This is a genomic window from Catenulispora sp. GP43 (assembly GCF_041260665.1).
GTDB lineage: Bacteria > Actinomycetota > Actinomycetes > Streptomycetales > Catenulisporaceae > Catenulispora.
The window spans coordinates 152,702-170,258 of sequence record NZ_JBGCCT010000008.1 but is presented as its reverse complement, the minus strand read 5'-3'; the positions used below and the strand labels follow the sequence as shown (position 1 = coordinate 170,258).

Annotated in this window: 17 protein-coding genes; 4 read left to right on the top strand and 13 right to left on the bottom strand. The window is 71.1% G+C overall.

The window, feature by feature from the left end; genetic code table 11:
• Positions 1-1,532 precede the first annotated feature (1,532 nt).
• The 4 genes from ABH926_RS18390 to ABH926_RS18375 all read right to left on the bottom strand — a co-directional run bounded on the left by ABH926_RS18390 (position 1,533) and on the right by ABH926_RS18375 (position 4,419).
• The gene (locus ABH926_RS18390) at positions 1,533-1,688 is read right to left on the bottom strand and encodes a DUF6760 family protein (protein WP_370334800.1); all 156 of its coding nucleotides are present in this window, start codon (positions 1,686-1,688) and stop codon (positions 1,533-1,535) included.
• A complete protein-coding gene (locus ABH926_RS18385; protein ID WP_370366872.1) occupies positions 1,685-2,224 on the bottom strand; it encodes a hypothetical protein in 540 nt (179 codons plus the stop codon). Before ABH926_RS18385 ends, ABH926_RS18390 begins: the two co-directional genes overlap by 4 nt.
• Positions 2,224-2,667, bottom strand: a complete 444-nt coding sequence (locus ABH926_RS18380) for a phage tail protein (RefSeq protein ID WP_370366871.1) — start codon at positions 2,665-2,667, stop codon at positions 2,224-2,226. Before ABH926_RS18380 ends, ABH926_RS18385 begins: the two co-directional genes overlap by 1 nt.
• Positions 2,668-2,784: 117 nt before the next feature.
• On the bottom strand, positions 2,785-4,419 hold the full coding sequence (locus tag ABH926_RS18375; RefSeq protein WP_370366870.1) for a phage tail sheath family protein: 1,635 nt from the start codon (positions 4,417-4,419) through the stop codon (positions 2,785-2,787).
• A 280-nt stretch (positions 4,420-4,699) separates the two neighbouring features.
• On the opposite strand from ABH926_RS18375, the gene ABH926_RS18370 reads away from it, so the two are divergent.
• Positions 4,700-6,136 carry a hypothetical protein gene (locus ABH926_RS18370; protein ID WP_370366869.1) on the top strand — a complete coding sequence of 479 codons (1,437 nt, stop codon included), beginning with the start codon at positions 4,700-4,702 and terminating at the stop codon, positions 6,134-6,136.
• 76 nt (positions 6,137-6,212) lie between these two features.
• Here the strand turns inward: ABH926_RS18370 and ABH926_RS18365 are convergent, their stop codons facing one another.
• Together ABH926_RS18365 and ABH926_RS18360 are read right to left on the bottom strand one after the other, a co-directional pair.
• A complete protein-coding gene (locus ABH926_RS18365; RefSeq protein ID WP_370366868.1) occupies positions 6,213-7,892 on the bottom strand; it encodes an MFS transporter in 1,680 nt (559 codons plus the stop codon).
• On the bottom strand, positions 7,889-9,409 hold the full coding sequence (locus ABH926_RS18360) for a long-chain fatty acid--CoA ligase (protein WP_370366867.1): 1,521 nt from the start codon (positions 9,407-9,409) through the stop codon (positions 7,889-7,891). Before ABH926_RS18360 ends, ABH926_RS18365 begins: the two co-directional genes overlap by 4 nt.
• A gap of 112 nt (positions 9,410-9,521) precedes the next feature.
• On the opposite strand from ABH926_RS18360, the gene ABH926_RS18355 reads away from it, so the two are divergent.
• Positions 9,522-10,124, top strand: coding sequence for a TetR/AcrR family transcriptional regulator (locus tag ABH926_RS18355; RefSeq protein ID WP_370366866.1), 603 nt, complete (start codon positions 9,522-9,524; stop codon positions 10,122-10,124).
• Positions 10,125-10,350: 226 nt separating this feature from the next.
• Here ABH926_RS18355 and ABH926_RS18350 read toward each other — a convergent pair whose 3' ends face one another.
• Both ABH926_RS18350 and ABH926_RS18345 read right to left on the bottom strand, forming a co-directional pair.
• Positions 10,351-10,806, bottom strand: a complete 456-nt coding sequence (locus tag ABH926_RS18350; RefSeq protein WP_370366865.1) for a hypothetical protein — start codon at positions 10,804-10,806, stop codon at positions 10,351-10,353.
• A 145-nt stretch (positions 10,807-10,951) separates the two neighbouring features.
• The gene (locus ABH926_RS18345) at positions 10,952-11,398 is read right to left on the bottom strand and encodes a DUF4395 domain-containing protein (protein WP_370366864.1); all 447 of its coding nucleotides are present in this window, start codon (positions 11,396-11,398) and stop codon (positions 10,952-10,954) included.
• A 97-nt stretch (positions 11,399-11,495) separates the two neighbouring features.
• Here ABH926_RS18345 and ABH926_RS18340 point away from each other — a divergent pair, with 97 nt between their 5' ends.
• Positions 11,496-11,942 carry a thioredoxin family protein gene (locus ABH926_RS18340; RefSeq protein WP_370366863.1) on the top strand — a complete coding sequence of 149 codons (447 nt, stop codon included), beginning with the start codon at positions 11,496-11,498 and terminating at the stop codon, positions 11,940-11,942.
• 35 nt (positions 11,943-11,977) lie between these two features.
• On the opposite strand, the gene ABH926_RS18335 is transcribed toward ABH926_RS18340, so the two are convergent.
• From ABH926_RS18335 to ABH926_RS18315, 5 genes are all read right to left on the bottom strand, one after another.
• A complete protein-coding gene (locus ABH926_RS18335) occupies positions 11,978-13,060 on the bottom strand; it encodes a cation diffusion facilitator family transporter (RefSeq protein ID WP_370366862.1) in 1,083 nt (360 codons plus the stop codon).
• Positions 13,061-13,158: 98 nt separating this feature from the next.
• Positions 13,159-13,785: a GNAT family N-acetyltransferase gene (locus ABH926_RS18330; protein WP_370366861.1), complete on the bottom strand. Its 627-nt coding sequence runs from the start codon at positions 13,783-13,785 to the stop codon at positions 13,159-13,161.
• 73 nt (positions 13,786-13,858) lie between these two features.
• Positions 13,859-14,626, bottom strand: a complete 768-nt coding sequence (locus ABH926_RS18325) for a hypothetical protein (RefSeq protein ID WP_370366860.1) — start codon at positions 14,624-14,626, stop codon at positions 13,859-13,861.
• A 137-nt stretch (positions 14,627-14,763) separates the two neighbouring features.
• Positions 14,764-15,021, bottom strand: a complete 258-nt coding sequence (locus ABH926_RS18320) for a type B 50S ribosomal protein L31 (protein ID WP_370366859.1) — start codon at positions 15,019-15,021, stop codon at positions 14,764-14,766.
• An 82-nt stretch (positions 15,022-15,103) separates the two neighbouring features.
• The gene (locus tag ABH926_RS18315) at positions 15,104-16,219 is read right to left on the bottom strand and encodes an aldose epimerase family protein (protein ID WP_370366858.1); all 1,116 of its coding nucleotides are present in this window, start codon (positions 16,217-16,219) and stop codon (positions 15,104-15,106) included.
• Positions 16,220-16,344: 125 nt separating this feature from the next.
• On the opposite strand from ABH926_RS18315, the gene ABH926_RS18310 reads away from it, so the two are divergent.
• A complete protein-coding gene (locus ABH926_RS18310; protein ID WP_370366857.1) occupies positions 16,345-17,397 on the top strand; it encodes a LacI family DNA-binding transcriptional regulator in 1,053 nt (350 codons plus the stop codon).
• The last annotated feature ends 160 nt before the right edge of the window (positions 17,398-17,557 follow it).

Genomic DNA, 17,557 nt, shown 5'->3' with positions numbered 1-17,557 from the left:
GCCGGCGTGTGCTGTGCCGGGCTGGTGCTCGGCGAGGTTGCCGCTGAGCGCTGGACCGGGCGTTCCGTCGGCGGAGGTGTCACCGAACGCTGGATCGGGGCGGTTTGCGCGGGCTGCGTCGGGCTCGCCGCGGTCCTCGCCTCGTGGTTGAAGACGGGCCGCACCGGCTCGGGGCGGCTCGCACGCTGCGCCGACGCTTCCCCCACGTCGCCGAGCCCGGGGCGCGACAGCTGCCGTGCACCGAGCAGGGGCCTGGTCGAGGTCGGGGTCGGAGGCTTCGGGGCCGAGGGTCGCGGCGTGTTCAGCCGGACGGGCGCGGTCTGGCGCTTCGACGGTGTGCTGGACACGGGCTTGCGCTGCACAGTGGGCGAACTGGCAGCAGGCGGCGTGGCCGGCGTAGCCGCAGCCGCAGCCGCAGGCGGGGTGGCCGGCGGCTGCGGCGCAGCAGGCATCTCACGCGCAGGGTCGGCCGCAGGCGACGCGCCGCCACGCCGCTGGACCGCGCGGATGGGCATGGCCTGAGGCGTGGACGGAACAGAGCGCTGAACCCTCGGCAGGCTGAACGCATCGCCGGAAGACGCTGACTCAGGTGCCAAGCCCGAGGAAGGCTTCGAAACCGCCGCTGAGGCCGATGCCGAGGCCGAAACCGATGCAGATCCCGATTCCGAGCCCCGCACCAACGGCTCGCCCAAGCCCGCACGCATGCCGCCGGAGACTTGAGTCCCCGAGCGGCCCGATACCTCCGCCGACGCCGAATCGCCAGACCCACTCGGCGAGTTCGCAGTCTGCGAGGCGGCAGCACTCTGGGCCGGAGCCGGAGCCGGAACCGGAGCCGACACCGGAACCGAAGCCCGACCCGACACCGCACGCTGAACCGGCGCCACCGGCCGCACCCGAGGCGTCACCGCCGCCTCGGTCAAGCGCGGCCGAGCCGTACGCGCCGGGTTGGGACGCGCGGCGGGCTTCGGCGTGCGAATCGTCGACTGGCGCACGACCGGCACCTCAGCGACCGCCGCCGCCTCAGCCGTCTGCACGCTCGGCGGAACCGGCGCCGTGAGCGGCAGATTCAGCGCCGGGAGCGCGAGCGAGGCCGGTGTGCCGGTCCGGGAGATCGCCCGCGCGACCAGGCGGCCGGCCGGCGCCTCGGTACGGACCTGGCGGCGCGGCTCACGCTGGAACGAAGGGTTCTGCCACGTCGCCAGGCGCGCGCCGAAGTCCGACGCCGACACGCCGCCCGCGCTCGAGCGGCTGACTCCCCGCATCCTCGGTACCGCGGCCCATTCGCGCCGCTGCACCGTGACGACGCCGGACGGGCCAGGCTCAGCCGACACCCCGCCCGAGCCAGTACCAGTACCAGCGCCAACACCCGAGCCCACATCAGCAGAACTCATGCCAGCCACCGCCACATCACCCAAGCCCTCACCACCGGTCCCGGCCCCGGCCTCGGCTACCGCCCCGGCTATGGCCCCGACCCCGGCCCCGAGCCCCGAGTCACCCCGCCCCCGCCGCGAGAAGATCCCCATCCGCTCAGCTCACCCCTCCGCAGCGCGTGCGTTCAGGCCGGCGATGCCGGTCACGAAGCCGCGCCGGTCACCGTGCTCCAGGTCGAGGATCTGGTCCAGGCCCCAGTGGAAGTGGTAGGCGACGTACGCGACCTCGTCGCGGAGCTGGTCGGCCGCGTACGTCACGATTCCCCCAGGCGGCTCCCGCCGAGGTCGATCTCGAAGTCCTCCGCGCAGTTCGGGCAGGTCACCGAGGCCAGGGTGTGGCCCTCGGCGTTGATCTGCTCGTAGAAGTCCTGCAGGAACGCCAGGTCCGAGGCGAACATGTTCTCGACGATGCCGTCGTGGACCATCGGCAGGGTGCCCAGGCGGGTGATCACGCGGCCGAGCAGGACCACCGACAGGTACGCCGGGTTCTCGCGGACACGGACGTCCCGCAGCGGCACGAGTTCGTCGCGGGCCGTGGACAGGCGCATCGCGCCGCGGCGGTGGACCACGCCGGTGTCGTCGACGTAGCCGCGCGGGAGTTCGAAGTCGAATTCCGTGCGGAGGGTGTCCACCGTGGTCACCGGCGCCGGGGCGGGAGCGGGAGCAGCAGCCGGGGCGGCCAAGGCCGCCGGGGCGGCAGCGCCCAGAGCCGCGGCCGCCACCCCGGACGCCGCCCCGGACCCCTCCGCCGGCGCCTGGACCGGCGGCGCGGCCCCGGGCAGGGAGCGCTTCATCAGCCGATCTTCAGTTCTTCGAAGGTGATGGTCACCTGCTCGTTGAGCACCTGGGCCTCGCCGGCCTTGGTGCCGCCGGTCTCGACCTTGCAGCACCACGCGTTGCGCAGGTCGTACCGCTTGATCGGGTTGTTCTGGTAGTCCATGTAGATGATCGTCGCGTTCTTGCGCGCCGAGCCCATGTTGCCGGCCAGCGACTCGTTGATCCAGTCGGTGAACGACGAGCTCTGGGTCTGGCCGCGGGTCACCGAGACCGTGCCGCCCTTGGAGATGCCGGGCATCATGCTGACCTTCGGCTGGCCCTGGGCGTTGTTCTGCACGTGCGAGATCACGTCCTGCTCCAGCTGGAGCGAGCCGACCTCGGCCAGGTACTCGACCTGCACGCCGTCGATCTGGAGGGCGAAGTTGTGCGCGGCGGCGGAGTCGCCCTGTGAGAAAGCCATGGTAATCCGATTCCTTCAGTGCACTGCTGCGGTGGATGAGTGGTCACAGTTCGCGGGAGGGGGCCGCGCGCCCCGGCCGCATGCGAGAAAGGGCGGCCGGGACGCGCGGGGCTTGGGTCACTCCTCCAGTTCGCTGCCGCCGCCGGAGATCTGCGCCAGCCGGAAGACCACGAACTCCGCGGGCTTGACCGGGGCGATGCCGATCTCGCAGATCACCCGGCCGACGTCCACCGACTCCGGCGGGTTGGTCTCCTCGTCGCATTTGACGAAGAAGGAGTCGTCGGCGCGGGAGCCGAACAGCGCGCCGCCGCGCCACTCGTTGGTCAGGAACGCCGAGATGTTGCGGCGCACCCGGGCCCACAGCGCCTGGTCGTTCGGCTCGAACACCACCCACTGGGTCCCGGTGAGGATCGACTCCTCCAGGTAGTTGAAGTAGCGGCGCACGTTCAGGTAGCGCCACGCCGGGTCCGAGGACAGGGTGCGCGCGCCCCAGACCCGGATGCCGCGGCCGGGGAAGGCGCGGATGCAGTTCACGCCGATCGGGTTGAGCAGGTCCTGCTCGCCCTTGGTGATCTGCAGTTCCAGGTCCACCGCGCCGCGCACGACCTCGTTGGCCGGGGCCTTGTGGACGCCGCGCTCGGCGTCGTTGCGGGCCCAGACGCCGGCCATGTGGCCGGACGGCGGGACCGCGATCGACTTGCCGACCGCCGGGTCGAAGACCCGGATCCAGGGGTAGTACATGGCCGCGTAGTGCGAGTCGTAGCCGGCGCCGGTCTGACGCCAGGCGCGGATCTGCTGGGCGTTGAGGTTCGGCAGCGGGTCGATGATCGCGACCCGGTCGCCCATCAGCTCGCAGTGCCCGATCAGGGCGGTCTGGACCGCCTTGACCTCCTCCTCGGAGATGGTGCCCTGCAGGTAGGCCGACATCAGGTCCGGGACCGCGACCATGGTGATCTCGTCGATCGCCTCCAGGCCGCCGAAGCCGGTGCGGTCGGCGGAGTCGCCGATGTAGGAGCCGGTGGACACCGGGGCGGCGGGCTCGGCGGCCGGGGCGCCGCCGGCCGGGGCGCCGGCGGGCACCTGCACGGTCTGGTTGTCCGGGCGGGCCAGCGTGCCGGTGCCGGCCTCCTCCACAGTGATGAACTTGGAGCGCTCGCGCACCTGGGTGGTGACGTAGGAGCGGCCGGCCTTCTTGTTGGCCGAGACGTCGAAGGTCTCGGTGACCTTGTCGTCGACCGAGACGACCAGCCGGAAGCGGTCCGCCGCCTCGCCGCCCTTGTCGCCCTCGCCGGCCGGGACGTCGGTGACCTCGACCGAGACCCGGCCGGTGGTGCCGGGGACGGTGCCGACCTTGAAGCCGCCCAGGGCGACCGGCTCGCCGGCGGTCAGGGCCGCGCGCTCGGAGCCGGAGACCACGCCGCGGTGCCCGGCGCTGACCGCCCTGCCGTTGGCGCCGTCGCCGCCGCCGGGGCCGGCCAGCCCGCCCTCGGTGCCGCCGACCCGGACCACGTAGCAGACGGTCCCGCCGTTGTTGAAGAACCCGTACACCGAGTGCGCCAGGTAGTAGCCCTCGGTGAACTCGCCGAACTCGGCGACGTACTGGGACCAGTTGGTGACCAGCGTCGGCGCGTTCAGGGCACCCCGCGGCGCGAGGCCGACAAAGGCCGCGACCGAGGTGCCCACGCCCTCGATGGGCCGCGAGCCGCTGGCGACCTCTTCCACGTAGACGCCCGGCGACAGATATGTCGGCATGGTCGATGTCTCCTCGAAAACCGTACTCGGGCCGGAACCCGTACTCGGGCAAAAAAGTTCAGCCGCCACACTGACCGATGCCGCGCTCCCGCCGGAAGGTCCACAGGGACGGACGCGAGGGCACTGCCCGCTGCCCCTACGGGCGGCGGTGGCAGGACCTCGGGTCCAGGAATCCCGGCAGCGGCGTCTACGGCTCCTGACCGGCCCGTATGGTGTTCCGGCAGGACCGCCCGCAACGATCCCGTGCGGGCGGCAGGGCTTTGTCAGGGAGCAGCGATTCGTGTGGGTTGACCTGAACCCGGTGACGGCGGACGTCGAACCGGGCGCCGAGGCCGCGGTGACCATCACCGTGCGCAACACCGGCGACATCGTCGAGGAATACCACCTGCAGGCCACCGGCGACCCCGGACAATGGGCCGCCATCGAACCGCAGACTCTGCGCCTGTATCCCGGCACCACCGGCACCGCGCAGCTCACCTTCACCCCGCCCCGCAGCGCCGAAGCCCAAGCCGGCCCGCAGCCCTACGCGGTGAAAGTCACCCCCCGCGAAGACCGGGAAAACACCCACGCCATCGAAGGCACCCTGCGCGTCGCAGAATTCGCAGACCTGCGCGCCGAACTCCTCCCAACCCAAACCCGAGGCTGGCACCGCGGCCGCGTCAAACTCGCCGTCGACAACTACAGCAATGTCGTCACCAGCGCCGCGGTCGCCTCGACGTCGACCAACTCCAACCTGCAGGTCGACATCCGCACCCCGGCGCTGCGCCTGCAACCCGGACGCGCGCAATTCACCAAATTCACCGTGCGGCCGGGGCGGCTGCTGTGGTTCGGCGTCAAGGCGAAGCACCAGTACAACCTGACGGTGACACCCTCCGGGCTGGGGCAGCCGATCAGCTTGCAGGGCACGTATATGCAGTCGGCACTGCTGCCCCGCTGGCTTCAGCGCCTGCTGATGTTCCTGTCGGCAGCGGCCGTGGCGATCCTGGCCCTGTGGTTCGGCATCCACCCCTCCTTCGCCACCAGCGCCCAAGCCTCGCCGCAGCCGGTCGCCGCCACCGCGCCGACGGTCATCGTCATGCAGCCGACACCGCCGCCGTCGTCGTCGTCCAGCAGCCCGCCGCCGAAGCCGACGACGAGCCAGGCTCCGCCGCCGCCGTCCAGCGCCGCCCCGCCGCCGGCGTCCACGTCCAAGCCCGCTCCCCCGCCGCCGGCGTCCACCTCCAAGCCCGCTCCCCCGCCGCCGCCGGTCCATACCAAGACGACGAACATCCTCAACTACGCGGCCAACGCCTCCGTCGACCTGAACATGGACAAGTTCAACGACGGCCAGCAGGTGGACATCTGGCCCACCAACCACACCCCGGCCCAGACCTGGACGATCTGGCAGTACGCCGACGGCAGCATCGTCATCCAGTCCAACGACCAGCCGGAGAGCGCCGGCACGAAGGTCCTGCAGGTGGACCAGAACAACGACCCGAACAACACCGACGTCGACATCTCCGACGACTGGAACTTCGTCGCGGGTCTGCAGGCGCACCTGACGGTCGACTTCCAGCAGTGGACGCTGACCAGCATCCCGGGCAACACGAACTACGGAGTGCTGAAGAACAAGAAGACCGGGACCTGCCTGTCCAGCCCCGGCGTCAAGCAGTGGCTCACGATGGCCCCGTGCAACACCGGGGACCAGAGCCAGTGGTTCTGGCTGTTCGGCGTTTGATCTGAGCCCTGACGAACATCCGACCCGCCGTCGCAGAACCTTGCGACGGCGGGTCAGTGGTTTTTATGTGCCATGCCTACTGCGCCGGGGCCTCCTGCAACTTGGCCAGCTCCCGCGCGACCGCCTGCTCGTGCGCCTCGGCGTCCTCACGGGCCTTGCGCGGACTCCACCGGCCGCGCATGGCCGCCGCGAACGGCAGGAACACGATCTGTCCGGCCAGGGCCACCCACCACCAGGTCTGCCATTGGTGCGGCCCGTCCTTGACCGCCTTGGCGACCTCGGTGCCGTGCGCCTGAAGGATTGCGATCTCCGGCTGCGCCTGCTGGACCGTCTGCAGATCCGCCATGCCGACCTGCGTCACGGCCTGGGCCAGCACGCTCGGCGGGATCGCGGCCGGGTTCGGCGGGTACTTGGCCAGCTCGGCGAAGACCGCGGGGTGCTGGGCGATGATCGCCAGCGCCGGCCCGGCCTCGGCCTGCGCGGCGGCCACCTCGGCGCCGTGGTCCACGACCGGGGTCACCGAGGTCACCACCACCGGGACGAACGCCGCCGAGACCGCGACCACGATGCGCAGGATCCAGCCCCACACCGCCAGCCCGGTCGCGGTGGCCGCCGGGTTGCGGTCCTCGACGGTCTCGGTGAACGCGGCCATCCACGGCGCGTAGGTCACGCCGGCCAGCGCGCCGCCGATCAGGAACAGCACCGCGAAGGTGTAGTAGCCGGTGTGGGCGTGGGTGGCCAGCGTGGCGAAGACCGCGGTGGTGGTGATGGTGCCGGCGCAGCCGACCATCATCAGGGGTTTGCGGACCTTGAGCCGGTCCGAGATCAGCCCGGCCACCACCAGGGAGACCGCGTTGGCGGCCCAGTACCAGTTCGCCACCGCGTTGGCCCGCTGCTCGCTGTAGCCGTAGACCGCGGAGAAGTAGATGACCAGGTTGCCGACCAGCGCGTAGTACAGCAGCAGGTACACGCTGACCGCGAAGGCCGGCCCGGCGATACCCGGCCGCAGCATCTGCCGCCAGTGCCCGGCCAGTTCCTGCTCCGGGTCGATGCCGCGGGCCCGCGCCTCGACCAGCGCCCGGTCGCGCATGCTGACCATGATCTGGTCCCGCAGCCGCGGCGAGAGCTCGCGCAGCGCGAACAGCGCGACGACGAAGACGATCAGGGAGCTGATCCCGGAGTAGTGCAGCTCGTCCTGCCAGGTCGAACTGTTCAGCGTGTGACTGGTGACCGTGGTCACCACCAGGGAGCCGACCACCGGCCCGATCGCCCAGAACCCCATCGCCGTGGCCCGGCCCAGCTGCGGGGAGAAGTCGCGGATCAGCGCCGGGGTGGCGACCAGGATGATGCCCTCGACGAAGAACAGCACGGCGAACAGCGCCAGGAACGCGCCCTTGGTGGACGTGCTGGGCAGGATCAGCACCAGGACGCCGGCCAGCAGCAGCCCGTAGACCACCAGGTTGGCCCGGCCCCAGCGGTCGGCCAGGCCCGCCAGCAGCGAGGAGCCGGCGCCGACGGCGTTGCCGATCACCGACATCCAGACGAAGTACGTGAACGTCATGTGGTAGCGGGTGATGATCGACGTGGCCACCGCGTACTGGATGTAGAGCAGGTAGTACAGCACGATCGTGGTCAGCACGACGATCGCCAGATAGGCGTAGCGGCGTGCGGACTCCGGGTAGGCGGCCAGATCTCGGCGCCAGAAGCGGGTCAGGACGCCGGGACCGGCGTCCACTGCGATGCTCGAAGAACTCACGTCCGCAACTCCTTCTTGAGGATCTTGCCGGTCGGCCCCACTGGCAGGGCACTGAGAAACTTCACTTCACGCGGGTACTTGTACGGCGCCATCCGCTCTCGGCAGAACGAGATGACTTCCTGCTCGTCGGCGTGCGCTCCGGCCTTGAGCGCGACGTACGCCACCACCTCCTCCCCCAGCCGCTCGTCGGCGCGCCCGATCACCGCGGCCTCGGCGATCGCCGGATGGGCGTAGAGGACCTCCTCGACCTCCCGCGGGTAGACGTTGAACCCGCCGCGGATGACCAGGTCCTTCTTGCGGTCCACGATGTAGAGGTAGCCGTCCTCGTCGGCGTAGCCGAGGTCGCCGGTGTGGAACCAGCCGTCGCGGAACACCTCGGCCGTGGCCTCGGGGTTGTTCCAGTAGCCCTTCATCATGTTGTGGCCGCGGATGACGATCTCGCCGACGTTGCCGGGCCCGGGCGGCAGCGTCCGGTCCGCGTCGTCGACCACCCGGGTCTGCACGCCCCACACCGGCTTGCCGATGGAGCCGACCTTGCGCTGCTCGGCGCTGATGTTGAAGGTCGTGGTGCTCGCCGACTCCGACAGGCCGTAGCCCTCCAGGATCACCACGCCGGGGAACTTCTCCTCGAAGGCCCGGATCACCTCGCCCGGGATCGCGGCGCCGCCGGAGCAGCCGACGCGCAGCGCGGACAGGTCCCGGCCGGAGGTGTCGGCGTGCAGCAGCGCGAAGTACATCGTCGGGACGCCGGAGAAGATCGTGCAACGGTGCTTCTCCATCGCGTCCAGCACCGGTTCGATCTCGAAGCGCGGCACCAGCGCCATCGTGCCGGCGAAGCGGACCACGACGTTCAGGACGCTGGAGAGCCCGAACACGTGGAACAGCGGCAGGACCGCCACGATCGTGTCGTCCGGCCGGATGCCGAACAGGTCGCCGGAGACCGAGCAGTTCATGTAGAGCTGGAAGTGGGTCAGCTCGGCGCCCTTGGGCTTGCCGGTGGTGCCGCTGGTGTACAGGACCACGGCGGTGTCGTCGGCGTTGGTCGGGACGATGTCGCCGGTGTCGTCGGCGGCCAGCAGGTCGGTGAAGGGCTTGGTGCCCTCCGGGACCTGGTCGTACCCGGGCAGCGTCACGACGTAGACCTCGGTCCCGCCGGCCTGCTCGGCGCCCGCGACCGCCTCGGCGGCCAGCAGGCTGAAGGCCACCAGGATCCTGGAGCCGGAATCCTCCAGGTGATAGGCGATCTCGCGGCCCTTCAGCAGCGGGTTCAGCGGGACCATGATCAGCCCGGCCTTGAGGATCCCGAAGTAGCAGAGCAGGAACTCCGGCAGGTTCGGCAGCTGCACCGCGACCCGGTCGCCGCGCTGAAGGCCGAGGGCGAGCAGCGCGGCGGCCACCCGTCCCGAGGCCTCGTCGACCTGTTCGTAGCTGAGTGTCCGGTCCTGGCTGTGGCACAGCGGCTTGCCCGGAGAGGCGTACCGCGACTCGCGGAGGATCGTCGCGAGGTTGAAGCTCATCGAGGTTCCCACTTCCCGGTCACAGACCGACCGCCCGGTATGTTTGGCGCTTAGTATCGTCTTGAAATCCCCGGTGTCAATGGGTGCGATCAGAGCCCTGACGAGGAGTGACATGGCGGAGCAGGATCGGACGAGGGTGCCCCGCGGCGAGGCCAGGGACCGGATCGTCGCCGCGGCCACGGACTTGTTCGCCCGGCAGGGATACGAGGCCACGACCACGCGCCAGATCGTGGAGGCCGCGCAGGTCACCAAGGGCGCGCTGTACCACTGGTTCAGTTCCAAGGAGGAACTGCTCACCAGCATCTACCGCGAACTGCTCGCTGAACAGACCACCCGCCTGGAGACCATCGCCGCAGGTGAGAGCCCGGCCGACGTCCGGCTGCACCGCGCGGTGACCGACCTGTTCGCGCACATGGACGACCACGCCGAGGCGCTGACGGTGTGGGCGCGCTCGATGCACCTGGTGGCCGGCGAGCACGCCGCCGCGGTGCGCGCCGAGCGGCGCCGGTACCAGCACCTGTTCCAGGACCTGGTCGAGGAGGGGCAGAAGACCGGGGTGTTCCGCGCGGACGTGGGGGCCAGCGTCATCACGAACACGTTCTTGAGCAGCGTGGTGCAGATCCACCGGTGGTTCCGGGCCGAGGGGCCGCTGACGCGGCGGGAGCTGGGGACGCAGATGGTGTCGCTGTTCCTGGACGGGGTGCGGGTCGGGTAGGGCGCACAGGTCCGTATCCGCTCGACACCATGGAGGATCGACGACCAGGAAGATCAACAGCTGGGGTGACCGGATGCTGGCGCGCGTGCTGCGTCGGGAAACGGCCGGGGCGTGCGTCACCGGCGAGCAGGGGTGGCCAACCGGCGAACCCGCGGCGCGGCGGCTTGGCGGCTTGGCGGCGCGGCGGCGACGGGCCGGCTTGAGGGCGGCGGACCGACCTCGCAGCTCAGGTCCCGCAGACCGTCGCGACCACCTGGGCGTCGGTCAGGGCCTGCTGCGTGTCGGGCTGCTGGCCGGCCTCCGCGGCGTTCATGATGTTCTGCAGGTCGTCGGCGACCTTGTTCATCGCGTCCTTGCCGCCGGGCTTCTGCGTGGTGAGGGCGGCGGCGCGCAGCTGGCTTATCGAGGTGTTGACGCCCTTGAGCGCGGTCTGCGGGTCGGCGGAGTTCTGGGCCTTCTCAGCGTTCTGGATCGCGAGCATCGCCTGGGTGCAGCCGTTGTCGCTGCCGCCGCCGGAGGTTCCGCCGGTGCCGCCCGAGCCCCCCGTGCTGCCGGCGGCCTGGCCGCCGGTGGTGTCCGACGCCGAGCCTGCGCTGATGGTGCCAGAGCTCGAGCATCCGGCCAGCAGCACCGCGGCGCACGCGACTGCGACCAGCGCGGGAATGCCGGGACGAGTGGACATGAATCAACCCCCCTTTGCTCATACAGCTCGGTCATCGTAAACGCCGGTTGTCAGAAGCCGTATGAATGAGCGGGCAGCTGACTTTGGTCAGGACCCTAGGGAAGCGGGCTCGGTATTGCAAACGTCGAGCAATAACCTTCAGGGCTCAGGCGCGGCGCACCCGGGCCAGCACCAGGTACATCTCGCAGCCGAGGCAGAACCCGAACGCCGCGTTGAGGAACGCCGCGGCCAACGCCAGCGCGGTGGCCGTCACACCCAGCACCGGCACCCCGGCCAGGTAGCCGACCGCCCCGACCGCCGCGAACACCAGGCCCACGCCCTGCGCGAACCGGGGCGGCGCCTCGTCCTCGAACGCCGTCGGCGGCCCGAGACGCGGCCGGACCACCCGCGCGAACAGCAGGCCGTAGGGGGCACGCCGCAGCCCGGCGAACGCCCCGATCGCGAAGACGAGCGCCTGGGCCGCCAGCAGCCAGCCGCTGCCGGTCGCGAGCACCACCAGGAGCACGACGGTGGTCAGCGTCGCGCCGAAACGCGGCGCGCGCACGTCGATGCCCCGGGCCGCCGCGGGCGAGGTGACCTGCGAGTTCGTCATCCGGCCACGGTAGGTCGGCGGCCGCGGCCCGGGAACGTGCGTCTCATGCACCGGACAAGGCAGGAATAACCCGCGAGACGGCGGCACTGTGTGCTGCATGGATCCCACGGGAGTGCTCGCGGCAGCCGGCGCGCTGGCCGCCGCCTCGGCCTTCGGACTGTGGCGCAAGCGCACGGACGGCACGGTGCGCACCCTCGCGGCCGAACAGCCGACCGCGGAGCACCTGACGGCCGCCGATCTGGGCATCGACCTCGACCCGCGGGCCACCCTGGTCCAGTTCTCCTCGAAGGTCTGCCAGTACTGCGGCCCGACCCGCCGCATCCTCAGCGAACTCGCCGAACACCACAGCGTGGCGTACCTGGACATCGACGCCGAGGAACGCCTCGACCTGGCACGGCGGCTGACGGTGCTGCGCACGCCGACGGTGCTGCTGCTCGACGGGGCCGGGCGCATAACGCACCGGGTGTCCGGGCCGCCTCGGCGGGGCGAGCTCGCGACGGCGGTCGGGGAGCTGGTCGACGCCGGTGATGGGGCGCCCGGGTAGGCCGGCGGCGCGACTGGCGGTTCCCTTTGCAGGACTCAGTGATCGTGCGGCCCGGTCCGATGTACCGGCCCGTGACTGTCCTCGCAGTGTCCCGAATCCTTCTCCGGCACCGTGTGCGAGATCTGCAGCACCTCGGCCTCGCCCTCGTCCTCGCCGAGGTGGTCGACCTGCAAGGTCGCGTGGCTGATGCCGTGCTCGGCGAGCAGCTTCCGCTGCATCACGCGCCGCACCTTGTGGCAGTCGCCGCCGGGGACGACCAACACGTGCGCGCTCAGCGCCGCCTGGCCCGAGGTGATCTCCCAGATGTGCAGGTCGTGGACCTCTATCACCTGCTCGACGGCAGCCAGCTGGTCGCCGACGGCGTCCGGGTCGATGCCGGCCGGCGCCGCTTCCAGGAAGATGCGGCCCGCGGCGGTCACCAGGCCCAGGCCGGCCTTGAGCATCAGCGCCACGACCACCAGGGTGGCGATCGCGTCGGCGCGGCCGTAGCCGGTCAGGACCACCACCAGGCCGGCGATCGCGGTGGCGATGAAGCCGTACAGGTCGGTCAGGATGTGCTGGAAGGCGCCCTCGACGTTCAGCGACGTGCGGTTCGCCTTGGAGATCGACCAGGCCGCGGCGATGTTCACCACCACCCCGACCAGTGCCGTGGCCAGGACCAGGCCGCCGGTCACCTCCGGCGGGTTGAGCAGCCGGCGGACCGCCTCGAAGGCCAGCACCGCCGAGAGCACCAGGAGTGTCACGCCGTTGGCCTGCGCCGATAGGATCTCGGCACGCTTCAGGCCGAACGTGTAGCCCCCGCGCGCCGGACGGGCCGCCAGGCGCATCGCGAACAGCGCCAGCAGGATCGAGCCGGCGTCGGTGAGCATGTGCGCGGCGTCGGAGATCAGCGCCAGCGAGTGCGCGACCAGCCCGATCACGATCTCGACCGCCATGAAGCCGAGGATCAGGCCCAGGCCGGTCAGCAGCCAGCGGCGGTCGGCGTCCACGGCCACGCCGTGGCTGTGCCCGGCGTGGCCGTGGCCGGAGTGGCCGTGCTCGACCGCACCGTGCTCGACCGTGCCCCGGCCGCCGGCGTGGCCGCCGTCGTGGTCGTGATCGTGGAGATGCTCAGACACTGAACTCCGCCCGGGTCGGGATGTCGAAGGTGACACCCGAAGTGAATCGCACTGTTGCGTACCAGGGCAAAGATGGCAACGACATCGGTTTCCATTGTCTACCGCCGGTAGATGAACCCCGCCAACGGCGCGTGCACCTTCCACCCCAGCGACTCGTACAGCGCCCGGCCCTCGACGGTCGCGCCGAGCACGCTCGTCGAGGCGCCCAGCTCGTCCGCCGCGTTGGCCAGCGCGTTCATCACCACCGAGCCCAGCCCGCGGCGCCGGTGCGCGGGCTCGGTCACGATCTGGTCCACGGTCCCGTGGTCCCCGACGTAGCCGTACTGGCCGCGCGCGGCGAGGTCGCCGTCGAAGGTGTGGATCCGCACGTAGGTCACGCCCTCCTTGGCCTCCGAGCTCAGCGTGTACCCATCTGGCAGCACGACGGCCGCCGGCGCCACGTCGGCCGCCATCAGCCAGCCCGGGTCGTCCTCGGTCCAGCCCGGGGGCAGCCACGGCGCCAGTTCGGAGGGCTCCACATGGCTCTTGATCCAGGTCAGCGGCTCGTCGATGGTCGCCGCCAGCTCCCGCACCGCGTCCTGGCTCGGATCCAGCAGCACATGGCGGCGCAGTTGGTTCGCCGCACCCACCTCGATCCGCAGCCCCCACGGCGTGACGACCGGAGCCGCGGTGCCCCGCGACACGCTCCAGCCCTCGGACCAGCGATGCGTCAGCTCGGCGGTCATACAGCCCTCCCGGTAATAATCGCTCTGGATTATTGAACCTTACCGAGAAGAACCGACAGCCGGAATCAGACGGCTACTGCAGGTCGCACTTCCCGTACTCCGACGATCCGGCGTCGTCGTGGCAGGTGAAGTTGGCGACCGGTCCCGGCGTCTGCGGCGTGGTGAGCGCAACGCCCCACGACGCCGTCGTACCTCCGCAGCCGACGTGCAGCGAGAACGACTCGGTGGTCGGCAAGGTGTACCAGTACCGCGAGGTGGATCCGTTGCCGATGCCCTGCCACGGCGAGTAGCCGGAGCCCTGGGACGCCTGCACCCAGACGCCCTCAACTGAATGCCCCGACACACACGAGATGGTGCCGCTGATCTGCAGCTGGCTGGGAGCCTTCGTGGTCGACGCCGGCGGAGGCGCCGCGGTGACGGTCGAGGCCGGCGGTTTCGGCACGGCCTTCGTCGACGGCGGCGCCGATGCCGGCGGCGAGGGGTTGCCCGCCGATCCCGACGGCGGCGGTGCCGCCACCGGCGCGGACGACGACGTCGAGGCCGTCGTGGCCGTGGTGGGCGTGGTCGGCGAGGGGGCTCCGGGTCGCGGCGACCAGGTCAACTGCGGCGGTTGCTGCGAGTACCCGCCGTCAGAGCCGGTGACGTAGCCCCCGGGGGTGCTGGTCGCCGCCGCCGCGCCGACCGTGCTCTTGCGGGGCTTCGAGGGGCCGCCGGCCACCGCCACCACCGACACGACCCCCACGGCCACCGCGACCACTGCCCCCGCGGCGATGGCGATCGTGCGCTTGCGCCCCGCCGCCGACGGATCAGCCGGCAGCGGGATCGTCTTCTTCTCCTCCATCGCACCCCTTCACCCGACCCGCCGAAGCGGGACACAAACCAGGATCGTTATACGCGACCCCGACTTCGGGTGCACTCCGAATCCTCAACGGGATTCTAGGTATAGCTGGGGTGGCTCGCATGACGAGCACCGGGACCTCAGTCCGCGCTGCTCCGCCGCTGGTAGCGCCGGTTGAAACGCTCGACGCGTCCGGCGGTGTCCACGACGCGGCTGTTGCCGGTGTAGAAGGGGTGGCTGGCCGAGGAGACCTCGACGTCGATGACCGGGTAGGTGCGGCCGTCCTCCCACTGGACGGTCTGCGCGCTCTCAGCGGTGGACCGGGACAGGAAGGCGTAACCGGCAGCCTGGTCGCGGAAGACGACCGGGCGGTATTCGGGGTGGATTCCGGGCTTCATGGTGTTCCTCCTGCGCTCTTCGCGTGGGTTGACAGTGCGATGAACGATCGGGCCCACCGTGCTCAACGCGATACGGGCTGAGTTATTCCGCGCGTGAGTCCGCCCGTGAGTCCGCGCCGCGAGGCGGCAGACAGCCCAACTCGTACACCGTCGTCGAGGTGAACACCCGCCCCGGCAGCAACACGGTCGAGGGGTAGTCGGGACGGTGCGGCGAGTCGGGGAAGTGCTGCGTCTCCAGCACGATGCCGCCGTACTGCTCATAGGGCCGCCCGCCCAACCCGGTCAGGCTGCCGTCGAGTTCGCCGGAGAGGTAGAGCTGAAGGCCCGGCTCGGTCGTCGCGATGCGCATGACGCGGCCGCTGGCGGGATCGTGCAGGGTGGCGACCGGACGCGGCCGGGTCGTGCGTCCGCCGCGCAGCACGAAGCAGTGGTCGTATCCGCCGGCGGCCTGGAGTTGCGGGTGCGGGTCGGCCAGGCGCGCGCCGACCGGCGCCGGGGTGCGGAAGTCGAAGGGCGTGCCGGCGACCGGGGCGGCTCCGTCGAGCGGGATCAGGGCCTCGTCGACCGGCAGGAAGCCGTCGGCGGCGACGGTGAGTTCGTGGTCCAGGACGTGTCCGACGCCTTCGCCGGCGAGGTTGAAGCGGGCGTGGTTGGACAGGTTCAGGACGGTGGGGGCGGTCGTCTCGGCGCGGTAGTCCAGGGTGAGGCGGCCGGCCGCCAGGGTGTAGCGGACGCTGACGGTCACCTCGCCGGGGAAGCCCTCCTCCCCGTCGGGGCTCACACGGGTGAGGGTGAGCGCGGTGCCGCCGTCCGTCTCGGTGACGCCGTCGGGCGCGCTCCACTGGCGCGCGCCGAAGCCGGGGGTGCCGCCGTGCAGGGTGTTGGGGCGCGGGCCGTCGTTGAGCGGGAGGCGGATCTCGCGGCCGTCGAGGGTGAACGTGCCGCCGGCGATGCGGTTGGCGTAGCGTCCGACGACACAGCCGAAGTAGGCGGCGCGTTCCAGATAGTCGGAGATGTCGTCGAAGCCGAGGACGACGTTCGCCGGTTCGCCGTCACGATCCGGCGTCGTGAGTTCCTGCAGGGTGGCGCCGTAGGACAGGATCGTGGCCTGGAGTCCGGAGGAGTCGGTCAGATGCCAGCTGTCGACCGCGGTGCCGTCGGGCAGGGTGCCGAAAGGTCGGAGGGCTGAAGATCGCAAGGGGCTGCTCCTCGGTGCCGGTGGGGGTGAATCAGAAGCTTGTGAAGATTGTCAGGAAATGAGCTATTCTAACGTTGGAACACTGACATCAGATCACATCGGCTGGACGGAGCGCTGAGGCGACGATGGATGGGGCGAGGAGTGTCCCGAACGGCGCCGGACCCGCGCCGCGGCTGAAGGACGTCGCCGAGGCCGCCGGCGTCTCGGTGAAGACGGTGTCCAACGTGGTCAACGGCACGGTGCACGTGGCCGCCGCGACCCGGGAGAAGGTGCAGGCCGCGATCGACGCGCTGGGCTACCACCCCAACGTGGCGGCCCGCAAACTGCGCACCGGCCGCAGCGGGGTGATAGCGCTGGCCTTCCCCGAGCTGCCCTCCCCGTACTTCGCGGAGCTGGCGGTCGAGGTGATCGCCGCGGCCCGCCGGCACGGCGTCACGGTCCTGATGGACGACACCGCCGGCGACCCGCGCGCCGAGCTGCGCATCGCCAGCGGCCTGGGCGACCCGATGATCGACGGCGTGATCCTCAGCCCGCTGGGCCTGGACCAGCACGAACTGGCCGCGCGCGAGCGCCAGATCCCGCTGGTCCTGCTCGGCGAGGCCGACCTGGGCCTGGTCTGCGACCACGTGCACATCGACAACGTGGCCGCCGCGCGCGAGGCGGTGGCGCATCTGATAGCCGCCGGGCGGCGCCGCGTCGCCGCGATCGGCTGGCAGGACCCGAGCCCGCGCGCCACCGCCCAGCAGCGCATGGCCGGCTACCGCCAGGCCCTGGCCGAGGCCGGCCTGCCGGCCGAACCGGCGCTGTGCCCGCCGGTGCGCGCCTACTTCCGGCCCGACGGCGCGGCCGCCATGCGCCGGCTGCTGAAGCTGCCCGAGCGGCCCGACGCGGTGTTCTGCTTCAACGACCTGATGGCCCTGGGGGCGCTGCGCGCGATCCACGAGGCCGGGCTGCGGGTGCCGCACGACATCGCGCTGGTCGGCTTCGACGATGTCGAGGAGGCCGAGTACGCGATCCCGTCGCTGACGACGGTGGCGCCGGACAAGACCGGCATCGCCGAGGCCGCGGTGGACGCGCTGCTGCAGCGGATCGCGGACGGGTACGGCGAGCCCGGGCGGCTGATTCAGCCGGGGCACCGGTTGGTGGTTCGGGAGAGCAGCGGGGAGCTGCGGGAGTAGCGGAGGCGCCGCGGCGCGCGGGGGCCGGGGCGGCGGTTGCGGGTTCTGCGATGCTTCAGCCGGCGCCGGGCAGCGCGGACCCGCAGCCGGCGCCTCCTGCGCCACGCACGCCACGCACGCCACGCACGCCGAGGCCGCCGGGCACGCCCCGCCCGACGGC